Origin of the sequence: Pedobacter sp. JY14-1, assembly GCF_029269825.1 — a bacterium.
Classification (GTDB): Bacteria; Bacteroidota; Bacteroidia; order Sphingobacteriales; family Sphingobacteriaceae; genus Pedobacter.
Genome location: NZ_JARJHU010000002.1, coordinates 51,051 through 73,056, shown reverse-complemented (window position 1 = coordinate 73,056; position 22,006 = coordinate 51,051). Strand labels below are relative to the sequence as shown.

16 protein-coding genes are annotated in these 22,006 nt (G+C 49.5%); 6 read left to right on the top strand and 10 right to left on the bottom strand.

Annotated features, from left to right (window positions below; genetic code table 11):
- Positions 1 to 82: 82 nt before the first annotated feature.
- Entirely contained in the window at positions 83 to 901 is an 819-nt protein-coding gene (locus P2W84_RS05380; protein ID WP_276089093.1) for a murein L,D-transpeptidase catalytic domain family protein, read from the top strand.
- Positions 902 to 905: 4 nt separating this feature from the next.
- Here the strand turns inward: P2W84_RS05380 and P2W84_RS05375 are convergent, their stop codons facing one another.
- Complete coding sequence (locus P2W84_RS05375) at positions 906 to 2,438, bottom strand: L,D-transpeptidase family protein (RefSeq protein ID WP_276089092.1); 1,533 nt, start codon at positions 2,436 to 2,438, stop codon at positions 906 to 908.
- Positions 2,439 to 2,577: 139 nt separating this feature from the next.
- Between P2W84_RS05375 and P2W84_RS05370 the strand changes: the two genes are divergently transcribed.
- Positions 2,578 to 3,204 (top strand): hypothetical protein, encoded by a 627-nt coding sequence (locus P2W84_RS05370; RefSeq protein WP_276089091.1) that lies wholly within the window; start codon positions 2,578 to 2,580, stop codon positions 3,202 to 3,204.
- Between the two features lie 39 nt (positions 3,205 to 3,243).
- On the opposite strand, the gene P2W84_RS05365 is transcribed toward P2W84_RS05370, so the two are convergent.
- From P2W84_RS05365 to P2W84_RS05330, 8 genes are all read right to left on the bottom strand, one after another.
- On the bottom strand, positions 3,244 to 3,957 hold the full coding sequence (locus tag P2W84_RS05365; RefSeq protein WP_276089090.1) for a DUF4198 domain-containing protein: 714 nt from the start codon (positions 3,955 to 3,957) through the stop codon (positions 3,244 to 3,246).
- A gap of 49 nt (positions 3,958 to 4,006) precedes the next feature.
- Entirely contained in the window at positions 4,007 to 5,359 is a 1,353-nt protein-coding gene (locus P2W84_RS05360; RefSeq protein WP_276089089.1) for a PepSY-associated TM helix domain-containing protein, read from the bottom strand.
- Positions 5,360 to 5,434: 75 nt separating this feature from the next.
- On the bottom strand, positions 5,435 to 6,661 hold the full coding sequence (locus P2W84_RS05355) for a DUF4374 domain-containing protein (protein ID WP_276089088.1): 1,227 nt from the start codon (positions 6,659 to 6,661) through the stop codon (positions 5,435 to 5,437).
- A gap of 10 nt (positions 6,662 to 6,671) precedes the next feature.
- Positions 6,672 to 9,038 carry a TonB-dependent receptor gene (locus P2W84_RS05350; protein ID WP_276089087.1) on the bottom strand — a complete coding sequence of 789 codons (2,367 nt, stop codon included), beginning with the start codon at positions 9,036 to 9,038 and terminating at the stop codon, positions 6,672 to 6,674.
- 218 nt (positions 9,039 to 9,256) lie between these two features.
- Positions 9,257 to 10,546, bottom strand: coding sequence for a PepSY-associated TM helix domain-containing protein (locus P2W84_RS05345; protein WP_276089230.1), 1,290 nt, complete (start codon positions 10,544 to 10,546; stop codon positions 9,257 to 9,259).
- 33 nt (positions 10,547 to 10,579) lie between these two features.
- Positions 10,580 to 13,087, bottom strand: coding sequence for a TonB-dependent receptor (locus tag P2W84_RS05340; protein WP_276089086.1), 2,508 nt, complete (start codon positions 13,085 to 13,087; stop codon positions 10,580 to 10,582).
- A 306-nt stretch (positions 13,088 to 13,393) separates the two neighbouring features.
- Positions 13,394 to 14,614 carry an FtsX-like permease family protein gene (locus P2W84_RS05335; RefSeq protein ID WP_276089085.1) on the bottom strand — a complete coding sequence of 407 codons (1,221 nt, stop codon included), beginning with the start codon at positions 14,612 to 14,614 and terminating at the stop codon, positions 13,394 to 13,396.
- Between the two features lie 114 nt (positions 14,615 to 14,728).
- Positions 14,729 to 17,614, bottom strand: a complete 2,886-nt coding sequence (locus P2W84_RS05330) for a PVC-type heme-binding CxxCH protein (protein WP_276089084.1) — start codon at positions 17,612 to 17,614, stop codon at positions 14,729 to 14,731.
- A 63-nt stretch (positions 17,615 to 17,677) separates the two neighbouring features.
- Here P2W84_RS05330 and P2W84_RS05325 point away from each other — a divergent pair, with 63 nt between their 5' ends.
- A complete protein-coding gene (locus P2W84_RS05325; RefSeq protein ID WP_276089083.1) occupies positions 17,678 to 18,955 on the top strand; it encodes a DUF1343 domain-containing protein in 1,278 nt (425 codons plus the stop codon).
- 22 nt (positions 18,956 to 18,977) lie between these two features.
- Positions 18,978 to 19,193: a hypothetical protein gene (locus P2W84_RS05320; protein WP_276089082.1), complete on the top strand. Its 216-nt coding sequence runs from the start codon at positions 18,978 to 18,980 to the stop codon at positions 19,191 to 19,193.
- A 58-nt stretch (positions 19,194 to 19,251) separates the two neighbouring features.
- Here the strand turns inward: P2W84_RS05320 and P2W84_RS05315 are convergent, their stop codons facing one another.
- Positions 19,252 to 20,337, bottom strand: a complete 1,086-nt coding sequence (locus P2W84_RS05315; protein WP_276089081.1) for a DNA topoisomerase IB — start codon at positions 20,335 to 20,337, stop codon at positions 19,252 to 19,254.
- 78 nt (positions 20,338 to 20,415) lie between these two features.
- Between P2W84_RS05315 and fmt the strand changes: the two genes are divergently transcribed.
- Positions 20,416 to 21,324, top strand: coding sequence for a methionyl-tRNA formyltransferase (gene fmt / locus P2W84_RS05310; protein ID WP_276089080.1), 909 nt, complete (start codon positions 20,416 to 20,418; stop codon positions 21,322 to 21,324).
- Positions 21,321 to 22,001 carry a response regulator transcription factor gene (locus P2W84_RS05305; RefSeq protein WP_276089079.1) on the top strand — a complete coding sequence of 227 codons (681 nt, stop codon included), beginning with the start codon at positions 21,321 to 21,323 and terminating at the stop codon, positions 21,999 to 22,001. The genes fmt and P2W84_RS05305 overlap by 4 nt, the downstream gene beginning before the upstream one ends.
- The last annotated feature ends 5 nt before the right edge of the window (positions 22,002 to 22,006 follow it).

Sequence of the window (22,006 nt, the reverse complement as noted above, 5' to 3'; positions counted from 1 at the left end):
ACATAAACAAGATTTCTGTTTACAAGATACTAAGACCAGTTAATTAACGTATTAATCCATAGCCACGCTTTAAATGAACACTATGAGAAGATACCTGTTAGGAATAACCGCATTCATCGTCCTTACCATTGCACTCACTACCATCAGCTGGGTGCCCATGGCCGGTAATACCACTAAACATGACAGTCTCGCCAAGGCAGACACGGTTGCAGCAAAGGAAAGCCTTTACCAGACTTATCTTAAACGTATCTACAATACTGCACACCTGGCCGAAACCGGTCTGAGGCTAAATGTATTTGAAATGGCAGTGACGGGATTTTATAACCTGAAGAAGTCAGGCAAACTGAGCAGCGATAAATCTGTAGTGACGATTGCAGACATGGACCTGAACAGTACCCGCAAGCGTCTGTGGATCGTAGACCTTGAAAATGGGACGCTGCTACTCAATACCTGGGTAGCCCACGGACAGCGCAGCGGTGACGACAAAGCCATCAATTTTTCAAACACCAGCGATTCTCATCAAAGCAGCCTTGGCTTTTACGTGACGGGGGAAATTTATACCGGGCAGCACGGCCGTTCATTACGCCTGGACGGCATGGATGAAGGCTTTAACTCCAATGCCCGCAGCCGGGACATCGTTGTTCATGGTGCCAGTTATGTAAGCGCAGGCACCATCAAGGCCCTGGGAAGACTGGGCCGCAGCCATGGCTGTCCGGCCATTGCGCCTGAACTGACCAACAAGGTCATTAATACCATCGGCGGAAAAACGCTGTTGTTCATCAACAGCAGCGATAAGGGTTATACTTCCAAATACCTGGATGAGCAATCGGCAGCCTCACTAGCCGCCGGAACGGAAGAAGCGCTGCTTTCTCAGGATACAGTGGATTCACTGAACATATAACCGTTTACCCTTTCATTTTTTCCAGGTAAGAATACAGTACCACATCCTGCCCGTATACATCCTTTCTGAACTGCAGCACCCCCTGTTCATCGGGCCAGCAGGTAAAGTAAGTCAGGTAAACGGCCACTTTTTTGGGCAGGGCAATGTCCTTCGCCTGCGGATTGTCTGTCTTCTCCATTTCCCGTTTGATCAGCTCCAGCTTTTCACCTTCGCCAAACAATACACGCGCCAGCTCCAAAGGCTGTTCCAGACGTACACAGCCATGGCTAATGGCCCGCATCGGCTTATTGAACGCCATCTTGTTCGGGGTGTCGTGCAGGTACACTGAACTCTGGTTATTGAAAAGGAACTTGATCTTACCTAAGGAATTTTCTTCACCCGGACGCTGCTTGAATGAATAGGCCCCTGCATCAACCGAACCCCAGTCAATGGTCTCCGGATCTTCTACCAGCTGACCATCCTTGAATACGTCGATGGCATTATTAGACAAGTAGTACGGATCTGCCGCTGCATATTTACTGATCTCCTTTGTCGCAATGCTTTTTGGAATGTTCCAGACGGGGTTCACCTGCACACTATGGATCAGGCTGCCCAGCTGAGGCGTTTCCCTGCTGAAAGGCCTGTCCTTCTTCAGGTCATCCTCATCGTATTCCTTCAGCTGATCATCAGCTGAAAGCTCCCGGCCCTCCCCTACGCAAACCTTCATTTTTAGGACAGGCTTATCATGTTCAAGCACCTGCAGCGTAAAATCCGGTATGTTCACGACCACCATCTTTTCGTCATTATTACGGTTCTTCCAGCGCAGCCGCTCCAGGTTTACTTCCAGCACCCGTGCCGTTTCCTCCTTGCCCATCCCCGGTGCCGTTACACCTTCGGCCAGCGCCTTCTGCAACGCCAGGTAAGCCTTGCCCTGAGGTTGTATGCTGTCCAGGTATGTTTTTAAATCCTCCGCACGCATGGCGACCTGCATGGACACACTATCTGGGCGTTTCGTTTCAGTATAATAATGCGCATAGATCTTCCGTGGACTCAGCAAGCCATACTGTAATGCATTACTATAGCCAAGAAGACTGTTGGCCATTGCGATTTCAAGTTCTGCAATAGCCTGGTAAGCCTCATTTGGAGTCCTGACCGCACGTTTGTCATAGACCTTATCTAAGCGTGCCTTTAACTTTTCAGTACCGAAGAGCTCCGGTGAAAGCCCGTGCGTACCGGCCTGATCCAATCGCGCCACCAATTGTTTCACGCCTCCATCTTTCAGGTGACGCATGCTCAGCACCGGATCGTAACCGTGCTGTGCATAAAAGGCCGTAATGAACTTCGGGTTTTTCAGGCTGCCCTTTTCCTGCTCCAGCGCTTTTTCAAATACCCCGGCAAAGGCTTCGGCATCTATGTCTTTAAAGGTCTTATTTCTCGTCTCCTGGAAAAACACCTTACCAATGTCAGACCTGCTTTTCTTACAGGATGTTGCCAGCAAGACCAGGCAGCAGGACAGTATCAATGTAAAATGGTTGAAATACCTCGTTGTATTGTTCATATGGATCATGTTTTGAGTAGAAATAAGAAAAGCGGCCATTTTGTTTGATCTAAATTTCCGAAGCCCGTTGTCCAAACATTTAATGGTACTACGGCGTTATCTGGCAAAAGAATACACTGCAATCATTACCTGAAATACCATGCGCAGAAGCACCCTTTATTATATAGCCCTGATCCTGTTCACGGCCGCAGGCTGCAGTTCCGAACAGGACAGCGGCACCCACGATTCCGTTACTGTGGCCACTGCTTCCACTGAAGATGATGCTGCGGTCGTCAGCAATACCGTTGCAGAAAATCGGCTGGTACCAGGAAAGTCCGCAGGTCAGATCAGCCTGGGTGAAGATGCCGCATTACTTTATCAAAAAATGGGCAAGCCCGATGCCGGCGATGCCGCGATGCAGAAAGCCGTGGCCATATGGTATGACGACCACGATCCGAAGTCCTATCAGACTGCTGTTTATACCGTAAGGGATACCGGCGACAACCCACCCGCCCGTATCCGCCAGATCCGCGTTACTTCTCCGGAATACAGGACCGTTACCGGCATGGGGCCTGGTGTCGAGCTGAATAAACTGCTGAGCAGTTTTACACTGGTCAAACTCGACAATTATCCCGCAGCTGAGGTAAAAAACGCCAAAGAAAAGCTACAGCTTTACGACAGCGACGAAGGCATCGCCTTCGAAGTTAACGAAGCCATGAAATGTACCGCGGTGATTATCCATGAACCAGGGAAGATATTAAAGGCCGGCAATTTACCCTTAAGGTAAAACCGGCCTTTATTTAACAATTCAATTATTCTCAGGGAGCTACTTTACCTCGAAACTGTAGGTGGCACCTTTCCAGGTTGCCTTATAATCCTTACCGTAATGCTGGCCTGGTGTTTTGTCCATATCACTGATCTCTATTACATAGCGACCTGCCCACACCGGGATGAAAGAAACCACGCCGCCGGCATCGGTGGTCAGTTCCTTAGACCACCCACTTGGCGAAAACACGCTTACCGTTTTGCCAGCAGCAGCAGCACTGTTCAGGAATGCCTTCAGCAAAACCTGTTTTTTCAGTTTAACGGAAGTCGCATCATCCAGGTGCACCTTCAGTACATTGTCGTTCTGTGCCGCATCGGCTATGGTCTTGCCCACTGCCACATGTGCACTTGACAGGAAATGATACTTGGTCGTACCCCCCAGTTCCCTGGCCTCATGGCTGACCGTCAGCGTATAGGCACCATTAACAGCAGGCGTAAAGCTTGCCTCATAATAGTTCGCGCCGGGCGTGAGTTTTAACTCCAATTTCTTCTGGTCCGGACCTGTCAGCCAGAGCGTAACCGCTTTTACGTCAGAATACCAGTTGGCTATGCTATCACGCTCGCCGGTAGCATACTCCCCGTAAAACACCTTTACGGTCTGCGCATGTCCTATCTTGCCCGTTGCCGCCGTCTCGATCCAGAGCGCATGGGCAAAAAGCCCGCTGCTGATAAAGCTGAGCACCAGGGTCAGCATCAGGATATTCCATTTTTTCATCTTATCAGTTTTTAATTTGATCAATATTCAATTCTTGTTTAATTCATAACTATTCAGGCTGCAAAGGCAGATTGCTTGCCAGCACCGGATCCTTTGGTTTTGCGTGTACCTTCAGTTTCGGCTTCGTCACCATGCCCGCACGTTTAGCGACATTACCGACAGAAGAACCGCCTCCTTTCTTGTCGCCTTTCTTCTTCTTGAATTTCCGGCCATACCAGATCAGGAACCCGGTAATGGGCAGACTCGCGCCGATCAGTGAAGCCAGGAAAGCCAGCACCTTACCCGGAAAACCCAGGATACTGCCCACATGGATCTCATAATTCATCTTGCGCAGCTTTTGCCCAAATGACGCCTGATTGAACGCCACTGCATAAGGATCACTGCGCTTCAGCTCCTTGAGCGTGTGCTGGTCAAACGTATAGCTTTGACTGTTGTAAAACTGTCCGGCGGTTGGATATACATAAATATCTATCGTTGCCCCGGAGCGCGCCGTATCCGGAAAGCTGTAATAAAAACCGGTAGACTTTTGATGTTTCGATATTACCTTTGCCCAGGCCCCGTCTATCGCCTCAACCGGCGTGTAGAACCTGCCTTTCTGCAGCGAGTCCGATTCCATTCTCCTGAACTCCTGCAACTTCTCGCCGGTAGTGACCCAGTACAGACCGTCACTGTACCATTTGATGCCATAGACCATTCCCGTAAGTGCGATCGCGGCCAGGAACAATAAAGCGTAAAAACCCAGCACATTGTGCAAATCCAGGTTCACCCGTTTAAAGGAAGCGCCCCACTTGATCTTAAAGCTCTTCTCGCGGGTAGATTTGTTCCATTTTTTAGGGTACCACCAGACGAGCCCGGTAATGAGCAGGATTACGAAGACCAGTGTACCATAATTGACGATCGGCCTCCCGATCTCATAAGGCATCCACAGGAACCGGTGCCCGTTGAGTATAAACCTGAAGAAATCTGTCTCCCCCGGCTTACGTACCTCTTTACTGATGACCTCACCGGTATAGGGGTGAATCTTCAGTGAAACCCCGCCGCCGCGCCTTCCGCCGCCACGGCGTCCGCCCTTCTTTTCAACTTTATCCCTGAGGTTTAGATTGATCACCTCGCCCTGGTGGTAACTGGCATAGGCCGGCAACTTATCCGGGAACTGTTTAGCGACGATCCCCGCCAGTTGCGCGGGAGTAAGCACCGGCTTGTCCTGCCATTCGACCTTATTCTCTGGTTCGAGCAAGCCGGTAATCTCCTCATTGAACACCCAGATACAGCCGGTGATGCATACGATAAAGACAATGATGCCTGATATCAGCCCCAGCCACAAGTGGAGCCAGTTGTTGATCCTTTTAAAAAGCGAATCCTTCTGCTTTTTCCTCGGCGGTGTCTGTTTGTTCGCTGTCATTGTCTTTAATGGTTTCCAGGTATGTACCGGGTATGGTGTGCTGAGGAATTATCGTTATTGAAATGCATTTTATGACTATTGCAGGTGCTGGATCGCGGTGATCTTTCCGCCTTCTACTTTAAGGCCTTTAGTTGCGGTAGCATTTGAAGCATCTATCTTATATACCCAGGTCGTGCCATCGGTCAGGTTTACCCCGACGTAGCCATACCTGCCATCTTTAGGCGTATAATTGTTTGTAGTAATGCTGGAAATGGTGGCCGGATCGGCGAAGCCGGTTACTGCGTTTACTGTCCTATCAACCACATTCAGGATTGCCAGGCGGATACCCGCCTTATAAGCACCACGGGTAGCCTTTGGCTCCATGTGCGCAATGAACTTATTGCCACCTATATATAACCAGTTGGTAATCACATGACCATTTGAGACCTCTTCAAAATTCAGGAAGTAAGAAAGGTCAAATTCAGTGGTACCAGCCTTGATGCGGGTAATCGCAGATGGCTTAGTAGATGTCAATACGCCGCTGTTTACCGCAACAGAAGAAGAAAAGGCGTAAACATCACTGTTTTCAACCACACCGAGGCCGTCTGTAAAATACCTGCCGATAAAACTGGTACGCGTGTCTTTAATTACCTTCTCCAGTTGCATACCCGGATAAGAATATACAGCTATACCTGCATAATCGGGATAGTCGGTATGAAACGAACTGTTCTTGATGCCAAAGAATGGAGCCCAGACCTTGTCACCGATCTGTCTGATCCAGCTAAAATGCGCAATTTCACCGTTACCTGTAGGCTCAGTTGCATTCAATGTACCTTCAGCTGCAATAGAAGTGCTGGTCGTATTTACACGATACCAAAGCGCATTGGTAGTACCGGTAGCTGAAATCGTCCTTGGTACTTTTACCAACAGAATATCGTCCTTAACAGGAGCAAAAGCCTGAACCGTCTCGGTAACAAAGTTGGTCAGCTTGTTCAGCTTTCCGTCAACAATATTATAAGCGGTAACAGCCCCGGGGTTACCCTGACCGTAAAGCATGCTGAAGAATTTATTGTTGGCGGTTACATAGTAGCGGTAAGTACCGTCCTGCTCTGTTCCATTACCCACAATAGATACTTTTCCTGTATCGAGACTGCTGGCAGTAACCAGGTAGTCGGCTACGCCCGTTGATGCAACAGGAGTTACCGCCAGGATAAAATTACCCGGATTTTCCGGGACTACTTCTATATCTTTCTTTTTAGAACAAGATGCCAGGACAGCAGCAAAGGCCAGTGCAGCAAGCGCTTTTGTAAATTTAGTTTTCATAATAATTATGCTAATCGTTTTTAAATTGGTGTTTGTTAATGAAATATCTCAGATTCAGATAGAAGCCCCGGCCTGGTTTTTGAAGGGCAAAATTATCGTAAAGCGCAACATCGGTAATGTTCCGGGCCTCAAGACTAATGTTATACCGGCCTTTGGCCATGCTGTACACAAGATTCACATCATGTGCAAATTGTTGGGGCACTTCGTTCTTTTGCGCCGCACTGGCGGTACCCAGACTTGGCCAGTATAGCCAGAAAGCGTGCACATACAGTAAATTGTAACCTATACTCAGGTTATTGCCCTTTTTACCAATGTCTTTCAGAAACACAGAAATGTCTCCGTTACCAAAAAGATAAGGGATGTTCGGCATCTGGTCCAGATATACAGGACTTGAAACATAGGTACTTGTCTGCGTATCGTATACATATTCCTCCAGGTTTTTCAGGTACTGGTAGGTCATGGTAGCTCCCGCACTCAGCCAGTTTTTATAAGCATAACGCAGTTCCGCATCTCCACCTATTGTCGATACCCCCGCTTTGTTATCCAGAACAAGTTTGGTTTGGTTCAGGTTATACCGGCTAAAAATGAAGTCCCTGGCATACCGGTAAATCCCATTGGCAGTAAGTGAGAAATTGTGTACCCGATTGAGATTGAAAGTATAAATTACGCCCAGGTTCACATTGTCGCTGCCTTCCGGCTTCAGATTAGGATTTCCTTCCTGGTTTTCCAGGTCTCCGAAAAGTTCCTGCGCCTCAGGTAAACGATTACTCAGTTCATAAGAACCTCTGAACTGTAAATTCCTGTTCAGGAAATAAGTTAGCGCAGTGCCATATCCAAATTTCGTTAATCCAGGCTGCGGGCTGCCGTAAACAGCTTTCTGATACAACATTTTGCCAAATGCCGTCGCACTCCACTTGTCCGCCACGTTATAACTGTAACCTAACCCGGTCACATTTTTGTTTAATTTCTTTTTCCTCTCATTTTCTGCACTTGCGGGATTAAGCTCGTCTTTGGCTGTCCGGTCAAAGGTATTGTAGACGTTGCTTAATGCTATAGACTGATTCGCGTCGATATTGTAGTTGAACATCGCCGTACCTAAGCCGTTATGGTTTTTATATTTGGCCAGAGTTCTGCTCCGTTCACCACTGGTGCCGATGGGTTTAGATGTGCCGTACCAATCAAAACGTGCGTTTACGGTATCTATGTTCTGCTCATAACCTAAGTTATAATTTGCATTAACAGCTACGTCCAGCCCCGGGATCAAATCTTTCTTCTTATATTTCAAAGCAGGCATGATGATGTTTCCGCGCCTGTGCATGGCGCCAAAGACAGCCTCCGGACGGGCCCCGGTCTGCATTTCTTTATAGTTCTGGCCCAGCGTAATGCCGAACAGCAGCTTGTCCGCATAGCCTTTGTCCAGCACACCGACATTAGCGATCACCGTTTCGTTGTGGTAAGTATCGTTAAATCTCCTGATGGTCTTGCCCTGATTATACTGTCCCGTATAAATGTCCGCGGCCAGAATATCCATCTTATAGTTATTGTCCGAATAGTTCTGAAAAGCGCTTAACTGTAAAGTAAGGCCATTTTTATGGGTAGCAGCGGCGTTTACTACACTTCTGTGTGTATTAAAAGAGCCATAGGAGTAAGAGACATCTGCATAATTTCGGTAACGGTCCGCAGTCACGATATTAATTGCCCCGCCTAAAGCATCCGAACCCAGCCACATCGGCACCACACCTTTATACACTTCTACACGTTCTGCAATATTGATCGGAATATTATTGATCTGGAACGAAGAACCAAAATTGTCCATCGGTATACCGTCAATGAAATAACGGATCCGGCTACCCGAAAAACCATTTAGCGAAAGGTTAAAGTTGGACCCAACTCCTCCAGATTCCCTGACCCGCACACCCGCTACCCTGTCAAGCGCGCCTGATATATCTAAAGTCGTATTGTAAAGTTTAGTGGCATCAATGGCAGTTACATTGAATGCCTGCCGGTTCACTTCCTGGGCTTTGGTACGACCGATCACATTGACCGTCTCCATTTGCTCAGCGCTTTCTTCAAGGCTGAAGCTGAGCGTGCCAGTTTCTCCAGCAACCAGTCTGATCTCTTTTTTCTCTGGCTTAAAGCCGATGGCGTTGACATGCACCACATAGCTGCCCGGTTTTAAGTCGTTGATTTTGTAACTACCCTGAGCATCGGTAACTGTGCCATACCTGGAATTCTGGAGTCTGATGGTCGCTGCGGGAATTGCTGCTCCCGTACTTGTCCTGACCTGACCACCCAGACTTGATTTCTTTTCCTGGGCACTTGTAAAAATTGCCTGGATGCATAGTACACCCAATAGCAAAAGTTTCTTAACTTGCATTACTTTTAATCCACATTAAAGGTGAGCCGGTTTATCCGGTTAGCCACACGGTTCGGACCCGTGTGGCATTTTTTTTATACCGCAAATATAGCCTTATTTAGAATAAGTCCAAATATAGAAACTAAATAAAACCTCACATTTTTGTTACCATTCCAAACGCCAAAGGCCGGCAACTTACCACTCTGGTAAGGCCGGCCTTTGGCCATAATAAGCGTCTGTTATTCCAGTACAGTATCTTCCTGCAGGGTATACGCTTTTGGCCCGGACTTCACCCTGGCCGACGAAGCCTTTTTCTTCTTTTTAAACTTGCGTCCATACCAGACCAGAAAACCCGTGATCGGCAGGCTCGCACCGATCAGGGAAGCCAGGAAAGCCAGTACTTTTCCCGGAAAACCAAGGATGCTGCCCACATGGATCTCATAATTCATCTTGCGTAGCTTTTGCCCAAATGACGCCTGATCAAACGCCACAGCATAAGGATCGCTTCGCTCCAGTTCCTTAAGCGTATGCTGGTCAAACGTATAGCTCTGACTGTTGTAAAACTGCCCGGCAGTGGGGTAAACATAGATGTCTATCGCTGCCTTCGCCCTGGCCGTGTCCGGAAAACTGTAATAGAAACCGGTAGATTGCTTATGTTTTGCGACTACTTTTGCCCAAGCACCGTCTATCGCTCCGGCCGGCGTAAAAAACCTGCCCTTCTGCAAAGAATCTGATTTCAGCTTTCTGAATTCCTGCAGCTTTTCACCTCCGGTGGTCACCCAATATAAACCTCCACTATACCATTTCAGGCCATAAACCATCCCGGTAAGGGCAATAGCCGCAAGGAATAATAAAGCGTAAAAACCCAGTACATTGTGCAAATCGAGGTTCACCCGTTTAAAGGAAGCACCCCACTTGATCTTAAAGTTCTTGTCACGGGTAGATTTGTTCCATTTCTTCGGATACCACCAGATCAGGCCGGTAATGAGCAAAATGACAAACACCAGCGTACCGTAGTTTACAATCGGTCTGCCGATCTCCACAGGCATCCAGAGAAAACGGTGTCCGTTCAGGATAAACCGGAAGAAATCGGTCTCGCCCGGCTTACGCACTTCATTACTGACCACCTCGCCGGTATAAGGGTTGATTTTCAGCATCACCGCGACATCACGTCTGCCACCGCCCTGAGGACGTCCTTTTTTCGCAACCTTGTCTTTCAGACCAAGATTGATCACTTCACCCAGGCGATAATTGGCGTAAGATGGTACCTTATCCGGATACAGCTTTGCGGCAACCTCCGTCAGCTGTGAAGGGGTCAGTACCGGCTTATCCTGCCACTCGACCTTGTTTTCAGGTTCGAGTAAGCCGGTAATTTCTTCATTAAATACCCAGATGCAGCCCGTAATGCACACGATAAAGACAATGACGCCCGAAATCAGACCCAACCACAAATGGAGCCAGTTATTGATCCTCTTAAAAAGCGAATCCTTCTGCTTTCTCTTAGGTGATGTCTGTTGTTTTTGGGTCATCATTGTAACGATCTGTATAGCGGTTTTCCAGGATTACTTGAAGCGGTAGGTCAAAGACAACCTGGCATTCCTTGGAACTTCGTAGATGTAGGTGTAATAGGAAACAGATGTCGCCGTTGCCCTGCTGCCTAAATCTGTGTACGAACCTTGAGTAAGCAGTCTGCGGTCAAGTAAATTGTTCACTACTGCAGACAATGTTACTTTTCCGCGTTCATAGGAGATACCTGCATCGAACCGGTAATAATTTGGCAAATTCAAAGGAGCTGAAGTCGTACCCGCATACCTGTCCAGCTGAATCTGATAACCACCGGTTAGCCCCAGACCGTTGAGCACCGATCCCACCTTTTTGTAACGGTAGGAAAGCCAGCCATTGGTAATGTGTTTCGCCGAATTTGGCGTATGTCTTCCCACGAGGTCTGGCTTATTGTCTTCGCTGACACGGGCATCAGTATAAGCGTAATTCAGTACCAAATTCAAGTCCTTGACAACTTCACCGGTAATATCCAGTTCTATCCCTTTTGACTTGATTTCACCCAGTTGCACTTGTGCATTCGGGTTGGCCGCAATATGCTCCGGATCGAGATCAGCGGTAAGCACATTCTTCTTAATAATCTGGTAAGCTGCTACAGTCGTACTCCATTTTCCGTCAAACCAATCTTTTTTCAGCCCCAGTTCAATATTGTTACCTCTTATCGGTTTAAAAGGCTCACCGAAAAAGTCCTGCCCCGCAACCGGAAGATAACTTTGATCATACAGCGTATAAGCGGAAAAGTCCTTAAAGATCGAATAGCTCAAACCGGCACGCGGAGAAAATACATTATCAGAAATCTGAGTTTTGTTTGACTTTCCAACGTTTACAGAATGGGTAAACCTACCTGCCAGAGTCAGACGCAACTTCTCTTCCAACATACGGATCTCATCCTGCAGGTACAGACCTGTGTAGGTCAGATTGGTAGCATAAGCAAGGTTGGCCGGAATACCTGAACGGATCTGGATGCTTTTAGAACGGTCAAAAACGGGAATATTTGCTGTTGGGATGCCGTAAATCGGATTGTAGATATTGAAGGTCGCATTTCCGGCGAGCTGCAAATCTGGCTGCTGAACACTCGCAAAATCACCCCAGGTTTTCAGATTGCCCATATCCACACCGGTAAGTATCCTGTGAACAATAGCACCAGTAGCCACGTCACCCATGATGCTCAACTGGGCGTTCTTATTGATCGCCAGTTCTTCACTGATATTCAGGTATCTCCTCATATCGCCATTTGGTGCGATCATTGATGGCCAGGGTGTACCGCCTTCAAGGCCATATTTTATATAAGCAACCTGACCATTCACTTTCCAGTCCGCATTTAATTTGTGGTTCAGGTAAAGAGTGATATTGTGATCATATAGTTTATTCGGATCCAGCGCCGGATCTCCTATGAAGAAACTGGGATCAGTATCGCCAAACCCCTTCGGAGAGAAACCATAGGTACCCAATGCCTGAGCTTCTACGTGCTGCGTCGTGTATTCAGCAGTAACCAGGGTATTGGAATCAATCTGATAACTGATCACAGGGGCGATAATGTACTTATCTGTATAATTGTATTTGTTGTAGCTGCCTTTAGTTTGCGCAGCAAGGTTGAGACGAAACAGCAATCTGCCGTCCGATGACAATTTCCCATCCAGGTCAACCGCGGCACGGCCCAAGTTAAAACCGCCGCCGCTGAAACTTACAGAACTCCGGTTTTCACCTGTTGGCTTCTTGGTTACGATGTTATAGATACCACCTGGTTCTCCATTGGCCATCATAAAACCTGAAGGTCCCTTCACGAACTCTATACGGTCAATAGTTGCCGCGTCGTCAGCAAGCGGGCCCCAGGGCATTTTCTGGTTCATCCCGTTCCTGAACGCCGGAATGTTGGTACCACGCATAAAAACGTTTGCATACTGAGCATCCCAATGCCCTGTTCTGGTCGCGCCACTGACGTTGCGTGTCACACCGTCTACGATATCAAATACCAACTGGTCTGCAAGTACTTTGCTTGTAACCACCGCAATGTTTTGGGGCACTTCGATCAACGGAGACTGCAGTCTTAGTGAAGGGGAAACCTTATCAGCTTTAAACCGTTTACGCTGTCCATTGATATTTACTGCCTCCAGCTCCGACAGGTTCTCATTAAGTGAGAAGTCTGCTACTACGGTCTGCTTTGGTCCTACATCTACCTCTTTTTCCTTCGGATAAAGCCCCACCGCGGATACCACGATCGTATACTGGCCCGCAGGCACCCTTTTGATCTGGTATTCGCCGTCTTCGTTAGAGATGGCGCCAAAATTAGTACCCTTAAGGACTACAGACACATAGGGAGCGACACTTCCGTCTGCAGTCGTGATCCTTCCGCGTACAGCACCGTACTGCTGCTCCTCCTCCGGGATGCGGGATAGCGTCCTTTCGCTGGCTTTTGAAATATTTACAGGCACTTTTGGCCCGGATGCAGCCGCGGAGATGAAGGCTGCGGTGCAGAATGCACCCAATAACAAAAATTGTTTAACTTGCATTACTTTAATTCACGTTGAAGTACCGGTTATCCGGCAGCCACACGGGGCCTAAACCGTGTGGCATTTTTTTCACCGCAAATATATATCTATTTAGATTAAGTCCAAATACCAAGACAGATAAATAATAGTATCGTCGTTTTAGCTCCGCACTATGTCCAATACGAAAACTGATCATCATCAGGTGTCAAACCGGCTTTAAACTGTATTTAAACTGGTTGGACCAGATGGTGACCAGTCTGAGACCAGTCCAATACCAGACCAAAACCAGACCAAAAACGGGACATAAGTAGGCCCTGAAATGGCGGATCACTTAAACCTGATCGCCTTAAGCGGGCTGATCCGGCTGACAAGCATGGAAGGAAGAATGAGCACCAGGGTGCAAATGATGATAGTTGCAAGATTGAGCAGCAGTACATCGGTGAAATGGAATTCTACCGGCACATAGGCAAGATAGTAAGAAGATTGGTCCAGCTTGAAGATATGGGTGTAATGCTGCAGGATGCCAACGCCCAGGCCAAGCAGGTTACCGAGCAGAAGGCCGATACCGACCAGATATAATGCGTTGTAAAGAAATATCTTCATGATGCTGACATTGCCCATGCCCAGGGATTTGAGCAGACCGATCATATTTGTGCGTTCCAGGATCATGATGAGCAGGGCGGTGATCATGTTGATGACCCCGACGATCATCATCAGTACCAGCAACACACGGGTATTCACGTCGAGCAGGGAAAGCCAGGTAAAGATAGCCGGAAAATATTCCTGGACCGATTCCGATTTGAGTTTCATTTCCAGGTTCTCATAAATACCGGTTGAAGTCTCCGCCAGTTTAGAGAAATCCCGGATACGGACCTCCAGGCCCCCGATCTCACCAGGTTTCCAGTTGTTCAGCCTTCGGATAAGGTTGATATCACCGATCACAAAGGTTTTGTCGATTTCTTCGACTCCGATGTCGTAAATACCGACGATCTTAAAGGGCCGCTTTCGGGGCGGGTCCTGTACAAAGTGCATAATGAAGCTGTCTCCGGTCTTCAGGTTGAGCCTGCTGGCGGTAAACCTGGAGATCATGATTTGCTTCATCGCCTGTGCACTGTCTGCGAAATTGATGACCGTACCACTGACCAGGTGTTTCCGGATGAAGTCCCAGTGATAAGTCTTATCGACCCCCTTGAAATTAATGCCTTCAACCTGGTCATTGGCCGACAGGATAGCCGGTTTGGTGGCATAGGGCTGAAAGTATACTACCTCCGGGTTCTTCCGGAGATTACGGATGGTCTCGGGATCTGGTATGAAGGGGCTTAGCTCGAAAGAATTGTTGAGGTCAAATTTAAAGATGCGGATGTCGCCGATGTATCCCCGTACTTTTTCACGGATCTCGGTCTTGAAACCTTTGATGATGGCTACGGAAAGCATCATGACGGCAAGGCTGAGCATGACGCCGGCAATGGCAATGCGCACGATCAGTTTGGAGAAGGTGCGGTTGGATTTGACGGCAATGCGGCTGGCGATGAAATAGGATGTATTCAACCTGTTAATGCTCTTGACCTGTTAATGCTTCTGATGATTGTATGCACACAAAAGTCGCAAAATAATTTGAATACCCGGACCTGAAAGTTCAGGTCCGGGTGATTATGCGTCACATTACTGCTTTACCGTAAGCAGGTACTGCACGACATTGGCCAGGTCTTTCTCGCTGAGCTGAAGCGCTGAAGGCTCTGGCATAATAGAGGTCGCAAACTGTTTGCGTGAGGCGATGTCTTTTGATTTGATGTTGTATTTCTCGCCGGCCATGCCTTTGAGTACCACGGTTTCGCCGTCGGCCTGCAGGAAGCCGGAGAAGGTGGAACCGTCTTTCTTGGTGATGAGCCAGGATTCGTAGCCAAAGGCCATGCCTGCGCTCGGATTAATGATGGCGTCGAGCATACCATTCTTTTCAAATTTCTTGCCGATCAGGGTAAGTTCGGGGCCTATGCTTGCGCCTTCGTTGCCTACCTTGTGGCAGGGGGTACATTTATTTTTGAAGACGAGCCTCCCCGCAGCCGCATCACCCTGTAATTTGGCGATCCTCGGAATGGAATAGGTGGTTTCTCCGCCCGGCTTTTTAAAGTAGTCGCTGGCCAGCACGCGAACGGTCTGGTCCGGGTTACTGAAAATGACCTTGCTGACTTCGTCCGTAAGTTCCTTGCTCAGTTTTTTGTCTACGGCAAGGCCGATAAGCATTTCCCCGCCGATCTTGTCTTTGGCCATGGCCTGTATAGCGGTAATCTTGTCTTTTTGCGGCGTTGCATTATTTTCCAGCTTTACCTTATGGGCCAGCATTTTCTGCTGCTGCTGTTCGTTGGCTTTGTTGCCTTCGTCAGGCAGCTGAATATTGAAATTGCTCCACTCGTTGCCCTGGCGGTAGCGCAACCACCACAGGGCCTGTTCCTTCACACCTGATATCTTACTGGCACTTAGTTGCTGCATGGCATCAGCCGCTGCCTGGTCGGGTATGAAACCGATGGCGACGACGGCCTGTTTGCGTTGCTCCGGACTGAGTTGGTCTGATCCGGCGCGCTGTACCAAAGCCGGGAGGGCAGCCTTGGGGTGTAGTCTCCAGGCAATACCTGCCATGGCCGGACTCCATTGCAGGGGTGCCCCGCCTATTTCTGCATTGACAGCATGGTAAATTTCTTCTTCCTTGCCCAGGGCGGCCTCACCCAGTGCTTCCAGGTAATAACGGTCTTTGCCATCATACATGCGGGCTAGCTGGACAATGAGGTCTCTGGTATTGGCCAGGGGCAGGTCGCGGAGCGCTACCGCAACCTCACGGCGTACGGCTGGCGAAGGGTCCTTTACCAGTTGTTGTGCATAAGCCAGGATATCCGGTTTTATACCGCGAAGTGCCCGGAAGGCGGTAATGCGCAGGTTGTCATCGGTAGATCTCAAAGCAGCCTCCACCTCTTTTATCCCCTCCGGCCCCAGGTTGGACAACAGCCAGATGGCTCTGGCCCGATGGTAGGGATTAACGGAACCCAACAGTTTAATTGCGGGTTTCACTGCTTTTGCACCCTGGGCCACCAGCAGCACAAAACCAGAGTTGCGCACGTTGACTGCAGGACTGAGCAGGGCCTGTAACTGGCCGTTTATGTTTTTCAGGTTGTATTTCGGCTTGCTGAGTTTTTTGCCTTTTGGCGCGATGCGGTAAATGCGGCCGGTGCCTGTGGTATCGGTCATCCGGTGGCCGCCGACCATACTGTCATACCAGTCAGCAACATAAATAGCGCCATCCGTACCTACGGTGACGTCGCTGGGGCGGAACCATTTGTCTTTTTCGCCATCCCTGGCACTGCTCCCGGCCCCGGCCACCTGCTCATCGGGCAGGGAGGTGATCAGGTTGAGGCGGTTGAGATCGAAGCCCGCGCCGTTTACCTGGGGCTTGTAGGCAAAAACTACGTTCCTGCCGGCATCGCAGGCCATGAGCATACCCCTGTATTTTTCACCTAGGGCATCGCCCTCGTTAAAGGCTACGCCTGTGGGTGAGCCCGCACCGGTATTGTCGCCAAAAGGCAGTACGCCCGGGTCTTCCTGGTGCCAGTGGGCTATTGGCGTAGCCTGATCTGGCCTGCGGTCGGCCTCCCAGCGGCGGGTACCGTCTGCGCTGGCATAGCCCATGTTGGCGCCTTCCATGAGCCAGGATACGCGGACGCCTTTGTTGCCGTCATCGTCATTATCGTTCTGCCACATGTTGCCGTAGGAATCGAGCGTATATTCGTAAGAGTTTCTGAAATTGTGTGCGAGCACTTTAAGTCCGGTACCGTCCGGATTGACGCGGAGTGCAATGCCACCGGTCCAGACTTTCCCGTCGTCACTCACCAGACCGCCTTTATTGCTGTTGTTATAAGGAGAACCGCCATTATAGTTACTGCCAGAGCGCAGGTTCCAGCCCGATTTATCGGTAACGATGTGCGGCCCGGCGTTACCGGCGTTGAAGTAATATTTGCCATCGGGCCCGGCAAAAAGGGCATGAAGGCTGTGGTCATGGTCCTTACCACCAAAACCGGTGAGGAAAATTTCTTTCTTATCGGGTTTATCGTCTCCGTCTTCATCGGTATAGACGATCAGTGAGGGCGCGCAGGAAACAATGACCTTATTGCCGACGACGGCGATACCCAGCGGTGCGAGCAGGTCTTTGTCCTGAACGAAGACTTTGGAGCTTTCCGCCTTTCCGTCACCATCCTTGTCTTCCAGGATAACGACGCGGTCGCCTGCATCCCTGTCCGGGAAATGGGGTGCCCTGTTGTTGTACTTACGGTAATTGACCGCCTCAGTTACCCAGATACGGCCTTTTGCGTCAACATCGATGTTGGTGGGGTTGTACAGTTGGGGAGACTCCGCCCAGACCGTGGCTTCGAGGTCCTGGGGAACGAAGAGCCGGGTCTCTTCTGAAAAGTGTTTGCTTTCAAGGTTCAGTTCGGTCCGTCTCTTGAGCGTGTATCCTGACGCGGCAACTGCTACTACGGCGGCGGCAATGAGTTTGGTTCTCATGGTTATCATTTGGTTTGTTGAGAGCAATATAGTAATTATCCCTCATTTACTTACCTTTACTTTATGACTTCTATGCTGCTGAATTCCCTGAATGCTTTACTGATCGTGGTTTCCCTGAATGCCTGCGGGTGGCCAAAAGTGGTCTTTAATCCGGGCGTACCGAACCCTTACCAGGTGAAGGCGGAAGACTTTGACAAACCCGGACGGGAAAAGGGCGCCCTGAAAACAGGCGCAGAACAAACTGACCTGTACGTGCCTTATCTGAAGGGCAAACGGGTGGGCATGGTCGTGAACCCGACTTCAGTTATCGGCAAAGAAACCACAGTGGACAGTCTGCTGAAACTGGGTGTGAAGATTGTGAAGATCTTCGGTCCGGAACATGGTTTCCGGGGTAACGCCAGTGCGGGGGTACATGTAAACGATGAGGCGGATGTGAAAACCGGCATTAAAGTGGTGTCTTTGTATGGCAGGCATTCGGCGCCGACGAAGGAAGATCTTCTGGACGTGGATGTGATGGTTTTTGACATACAGGACGTTGGTGTACGCTTTTATACGTATATCAATACGCTGCAGCATGTGATGGAGGCTTGTGCGGCAAATGATAAAGAGGTGTTGATCCTGGACAGGCCCAATCCAAATGGTTTTTATGTAGATGGACCCGTGCTGGAACCTCAGCACAGATCGGGTATCGGGATCAATCCGATCCCGATCGTACATGGACTTACGGTAGGTGAATATGCACAGATGCTGAACGGTGAAAACTGGCTGAGCAACGGACTGAAATGCCGGATCCGGGTGATTAAAGTGTCCAACTATACGCACGATACGCCGTATGAACTGCCGGTGAAGCCTTCTCCAAACCTGAATACGCAGCAGGCGATACTGTTATATCCGTCGACCTGCCTGTTTGAGGGCATTTACCTGAACCATGGGCGGGGCACGCAGTTTCCGTTTACGGTAATTGGTGCGCCATACCTGAAAGGGATATATAGTTTTTCCTATACACCGGTAAGCATAAAGGGAATGTCGGAAACGCCGTTATTTATGGGACAGGTCTGTTATGGGCTCGACCTGCGGAACTATGATGTATCGGAGTTTCGCAGGACCCGGCAACTCAACCTGAGCTGGCTGCTGGAACTGTATAAGGCTTCGCCGCGGAAGGCTGATTTTTTTAATTCGAAGCTGAGCAGGGAAATGGGGACCATTGAAAGACTGATCGGGGTTTCCGCTTTCAGGGAACAGGTAATGGCGGGTAAGTCTGAAAAGGAGATCAGGGCAAGCTGGGAACCGGGACTGAGCAAATACAAAACAATGCGCAAAAGATACTTGTTGTATCCCTGAGATCTGTCAAATACATCCTTTTATGAACAGCGCACCTAAAAAGAAGAATGAAAAACCCAGCAGCAACTACCGCGAAGAAATTCCCAAGGGTAAAATACCGGAAGGCGACAAGGCGGTAAAGCAGCCCGAAGACGAGGTATATAAGGGAAAAGAGCCGCATTTTAACAACCCCGCCGAAAGACGGGAAACCAGTGAGCAGCCGGTGCATCCCGTTAAGAATGCCCCCCGGGAAAAGTAATATAAATGCCTGATTCAGATACCTTAATCGGGTGTTTTAACTTTGGAACGTTTCCAATTTAAGCGCTTAAATTTTCGGCTTTTTGTCTTTGTGCGGCGCGCAGGAATTGCATGAGTACCTTTTCGTCGTTTTCCAGGTCGGCCTGGGATTCGCCCCGGCTGCCGCTGATCTTTTTCAGGTAGCGGGAAAGCTGGTCGTTTTCAAATGCTTCCAGGAGGACCGGATAAACATAAGAACTTTTGCATACGGCCCTGGTATTGCCCAGCTTGCTGGCGACACAGTCCAGTACTTCAACGATAATTTTCTTTTTTGAACGTTCTGAGGCCCTTGTCATCGCTGCTGTATCTTCGCTGCAGCATCTGGCCAGCTGGCGTAATGCTTCAAGGGTTCCGCCCCAGGTACGGAAGTCCTTGGCCGTAAAATCGCAGCCCGTGATCTCGCGGATATAGGCGTTGACCTTGCCGGAGTCTATGGCCCGGTGCTGTCCCCCTTGCGTATAATACTGGAAAAGTTCCTGCCCCGGAATGTCCCGGCTTTGTTTCACGAGCCGGACCAGGGTGCGGTCGTTGAGTCTTACATTTTGCTTTACGCCTTTTTTTCCGGTAAAGCTGATCAGCAGCTGGCTGCCATCGATCTTCACGTGTTTGTCGCGAAGCGTGGTAAGGCCATAACTTCCATAAAGCTGCTTGTAAGATTCATTGCCTACGCGGATCAGCGTCTTAAGCATGACCTGCATGCAGATGGCCAGCACTTTGCGTTCATCAAAGGCTTTGCGCCTGAGATCGCGTGCGATATGACGGCGGGCGGCAGGCAGAGCCTTGCCGAATTCGAGCAGACGGAAATATTTACTGTCGGAGCGACGGGAGGTCCATTCCGGATGGTAACGGTATTGTTTGCGGCCTGCCCCGTCATAACCGGTTACCTGAAGATACGCATTGCTCTTCCTGGCGATCCAAACGTTGGTCCAGGCAGGCGGAATGACGAGTCTTTTGATGCGGGCAAGCTGCTTTTCATCTTTGATCCGATTGCCTTCGTGGTCGATATAAAAGAATTTGCCGGGACTGCCTTTGCGGCTGATCCCGGGCTGGCTGTCGTTGGCATAGGTAAGACCGGCGGACTCAATGGCTTCAATACTTTCTGGCATAGCTTTACAGGAACAGATGCGCTTTATTTTTGTTAATTTGCAAACGCATCTTGAATTGTTAATCTCAAACAACGACGTATGAAAATAGTTTTCATGGGCACACCTGATTTTGCCGTAGCTTCACTAAAGGCCTTGAAGGAAGCGGAAATGGACATTGTGGGTGTGGTGACTGCACCCGATAAACCGGCAGGACGCGGGCAGAAGCTGCAGGTAAGTGCGGTGAAACAATATGCGGTGGCTAACGGGCTGAGGGTATTGCAGCCTGTAAAGCTTAAGGACCCAGGATTTATTGAGGAATTGCGTTCACTGAACGCTGACCTGCAGGTAGTGGTGGCATTCCGGATGCTGCCGGAAATAGTCTGGAGCATGCCACCCAAGGGCACAATTAACCTGCATGCGTCTTTGCTGCCCCAGTACAGGGGGGCCGCGCCGATCAACCATGCCATTATCAACGGGGAAAAGGAAAGCGGCGCGACGACGTTCTTCCTGAAGCAGGAAATCGATACCGGTGATGTGATTTTTTCGGATACGGTGCAGATACCGGAGGATATGACTGCCGGGGAGCTGCATGACCAGCTGATGCAGCTTGGCGCAGATTTGCTGGTACGTACGATAAAAGCGATTGAAACCGGGGACTACCAGGAGCAGCCGCAGCCGGAAAGCGGGGAACTGAAACATGCGCCGAAAATTTTTAAGGAATTCTGCCAGATTGACTGGAGCAGGCCTGCCCGGGAGGTCCATAACCTGGTGCGGGGACTGAGTCCCTATCCTACCGCCTTTACGCAATTGAACGGCAAGACCCTGAAAGTGTTCCGGACGGAAATCGAGGAAAAGGAACCGGGTATTGCACCGGGAGGCTTCCTGACAGATGGAAAGACCTTTTTGAAGTTTGCGGCCAGGGACGGTTTCCTGAAACTCACGGAGCTGCAGTACGAAGGAAAAAAACGCATGGGGATCGGGGAATTCCTTAGAGGCGTGAGATTATGAAGGTATTGTTGGTGGAAGATGAACCGGGATTAGTCTCGGTGATTGTAAAAGGGCTTAAGGAAGTGGGGATTGAGACAAGTGTTGCCGTGGACGGGAACATGGGGCTGGATATGGCGCTGGGCCATCAGTTTGACCTTCTGATTCTGGACATCATGCTGCCGGGCATGAACGGGATACAGCTTTGCAGGGAGGTCCGGAAAGTGAACCCTGAGGTGCCGGTGATCATGCTGACGGCGCTGAACACAACGGAAAATATTGTGACCGGGCTGGATGCAGGGGCTGACGATTACCTGGCCAAACCTTTTAAGTTTCCCGAGCTGGAAGCCAGGATCCGCTCGGCGATCAGGCGGTCAAAAAACGGCGGTACGGCTGTCAACCTGATGAAGGCGGCTGACCTCGAGGTGAACCTGGACACACAGACCGTCACCAGGGCCGACCGGCAGGTGACACTGACGACTACCGAATATAAATTGCTGCTGTATTTTATAAAAAACCGGAACAGGGTACTGTCGCGGATACAGATACTGGAGAATGTCTGGGACATTGACTTCAATATGGGAACAAACGTGGTGGATGTCTATGTCAACTACCTGCGCAGGAAACTGGACACAGGCTATGCCGTAAAACTGATCCATACGGTATTTGGCTCGGGGTATATCTTCAGGGAGCAGGACTAAATACA

Excerpts from the sequence above, each read along its gene's own strand:
- P2W84_RS05360 (WP_276089089.1), bottom strand. The coding sequence starts at position 5,359 with ATGACAGCGAACAAACAGACACCGCCGAGGAAAAAGCAGAAGGATTCG.
- P2W84_RS05370 (WP_276089091.1), top strand. The coding sequence starts at position 2,578 with ATGCGCAGAAGCACCCTTTATTATATAGCCCTGATCCTGTTCACGGCC.
- P2W84_RS05355 (WP_276089088.1), bottom strand. The coding sequence starts at position 6,661 with ATGAAAACTAAATTTACAAAAGCGCTTGCTGCACTGGCCTTTGCTGCT.
- P2W84_RS05375 (WP_276089092.1), bottom strand. The coding sequence starts at position 2,438 with ATGAACAATACAACGAGGTATTTCAACCATTTTACATTGATACTGTCC.
- P2W84_RS05340 (WP_276089086.1), bottom strand. The coding sequence starts at position 13,087 with ATGCAAGTTAAACAATTTTTGTTATTGGGTGCATTCTGCACCGCAGCC.
- P2W84_RS05330 (WP_276089084.1), bottom strand. The coding sequence starts at position 17,614 with ATGAGAACCAAACTCATTGCCGCCGCCGTAGTAGCAGTTGCCGCGTCA.
- P2W84_RS05345 (WP_276089230.1), bottom strand. The coding sequence starts at position 10,546 with ATGACCCAAAAACAACAGACATCACCTAAGAGAAAGCAGAAGGATTCG.
- P2W84_RS05365 (WP_276089090.1), bottom strand. The coding sequence starts at position 3,957 with ATGAAAAAATGGAATATCCTGATGCTGACCCTGGTGCTCAGCTTTATC.
- P2W84_RS05350 (WP_276089087.1), bottom strand. The coding sequence starts at position 9,038 with ATGCAAGTTAAGAAACTTTTGCTATTGGGTGTACTATGCATCCAGGCA.
- P2W84_RS05305 (WP_276089079.1), top strand. The coding sequence starts at position 21,321 with ATGAAGGTATTGTTGGTGGAAGATGAACCGGGATTAGTCTCGGTGATT.
- fmt (WP_276089080.1), top strand. The coding sequence starts at position 20,416 with ATGAAAATAGTTTTCATGGGCACACCTGATTTTGCCGTAGCTTCACTA.
- P2W84_RS05380 (WP_276089093.1), top strand. The coding sequence starts at position 83 with ATGAGAAGATACCTGTTAGGAATAACCGCATTCATCGTCCTTACCATT.
- P2W84_RS05315 (WP_276089081.1), bottom strand. The coding sequence starts at position 20,337 with ATGCCAGAAAGTATTGAAGCCATTGAGTCCGCCGGTCTTACCTATGCC.
- P2W84_RS05320 (WP_276089082.1), top strand. The coding sequence starts at position 18,978 with ATGAACAGCGCACCTAAAAAGAAGAATGAAAAACCCAGCAGCAACTAC.
- P2W84_RS05325 (WP_276089083.1), top strand. The coding sequence starts at position 17,678 with ATGACTTCTATGCTGCTGAATTCCCTGAATGCTTTACTGATCGTGGTT.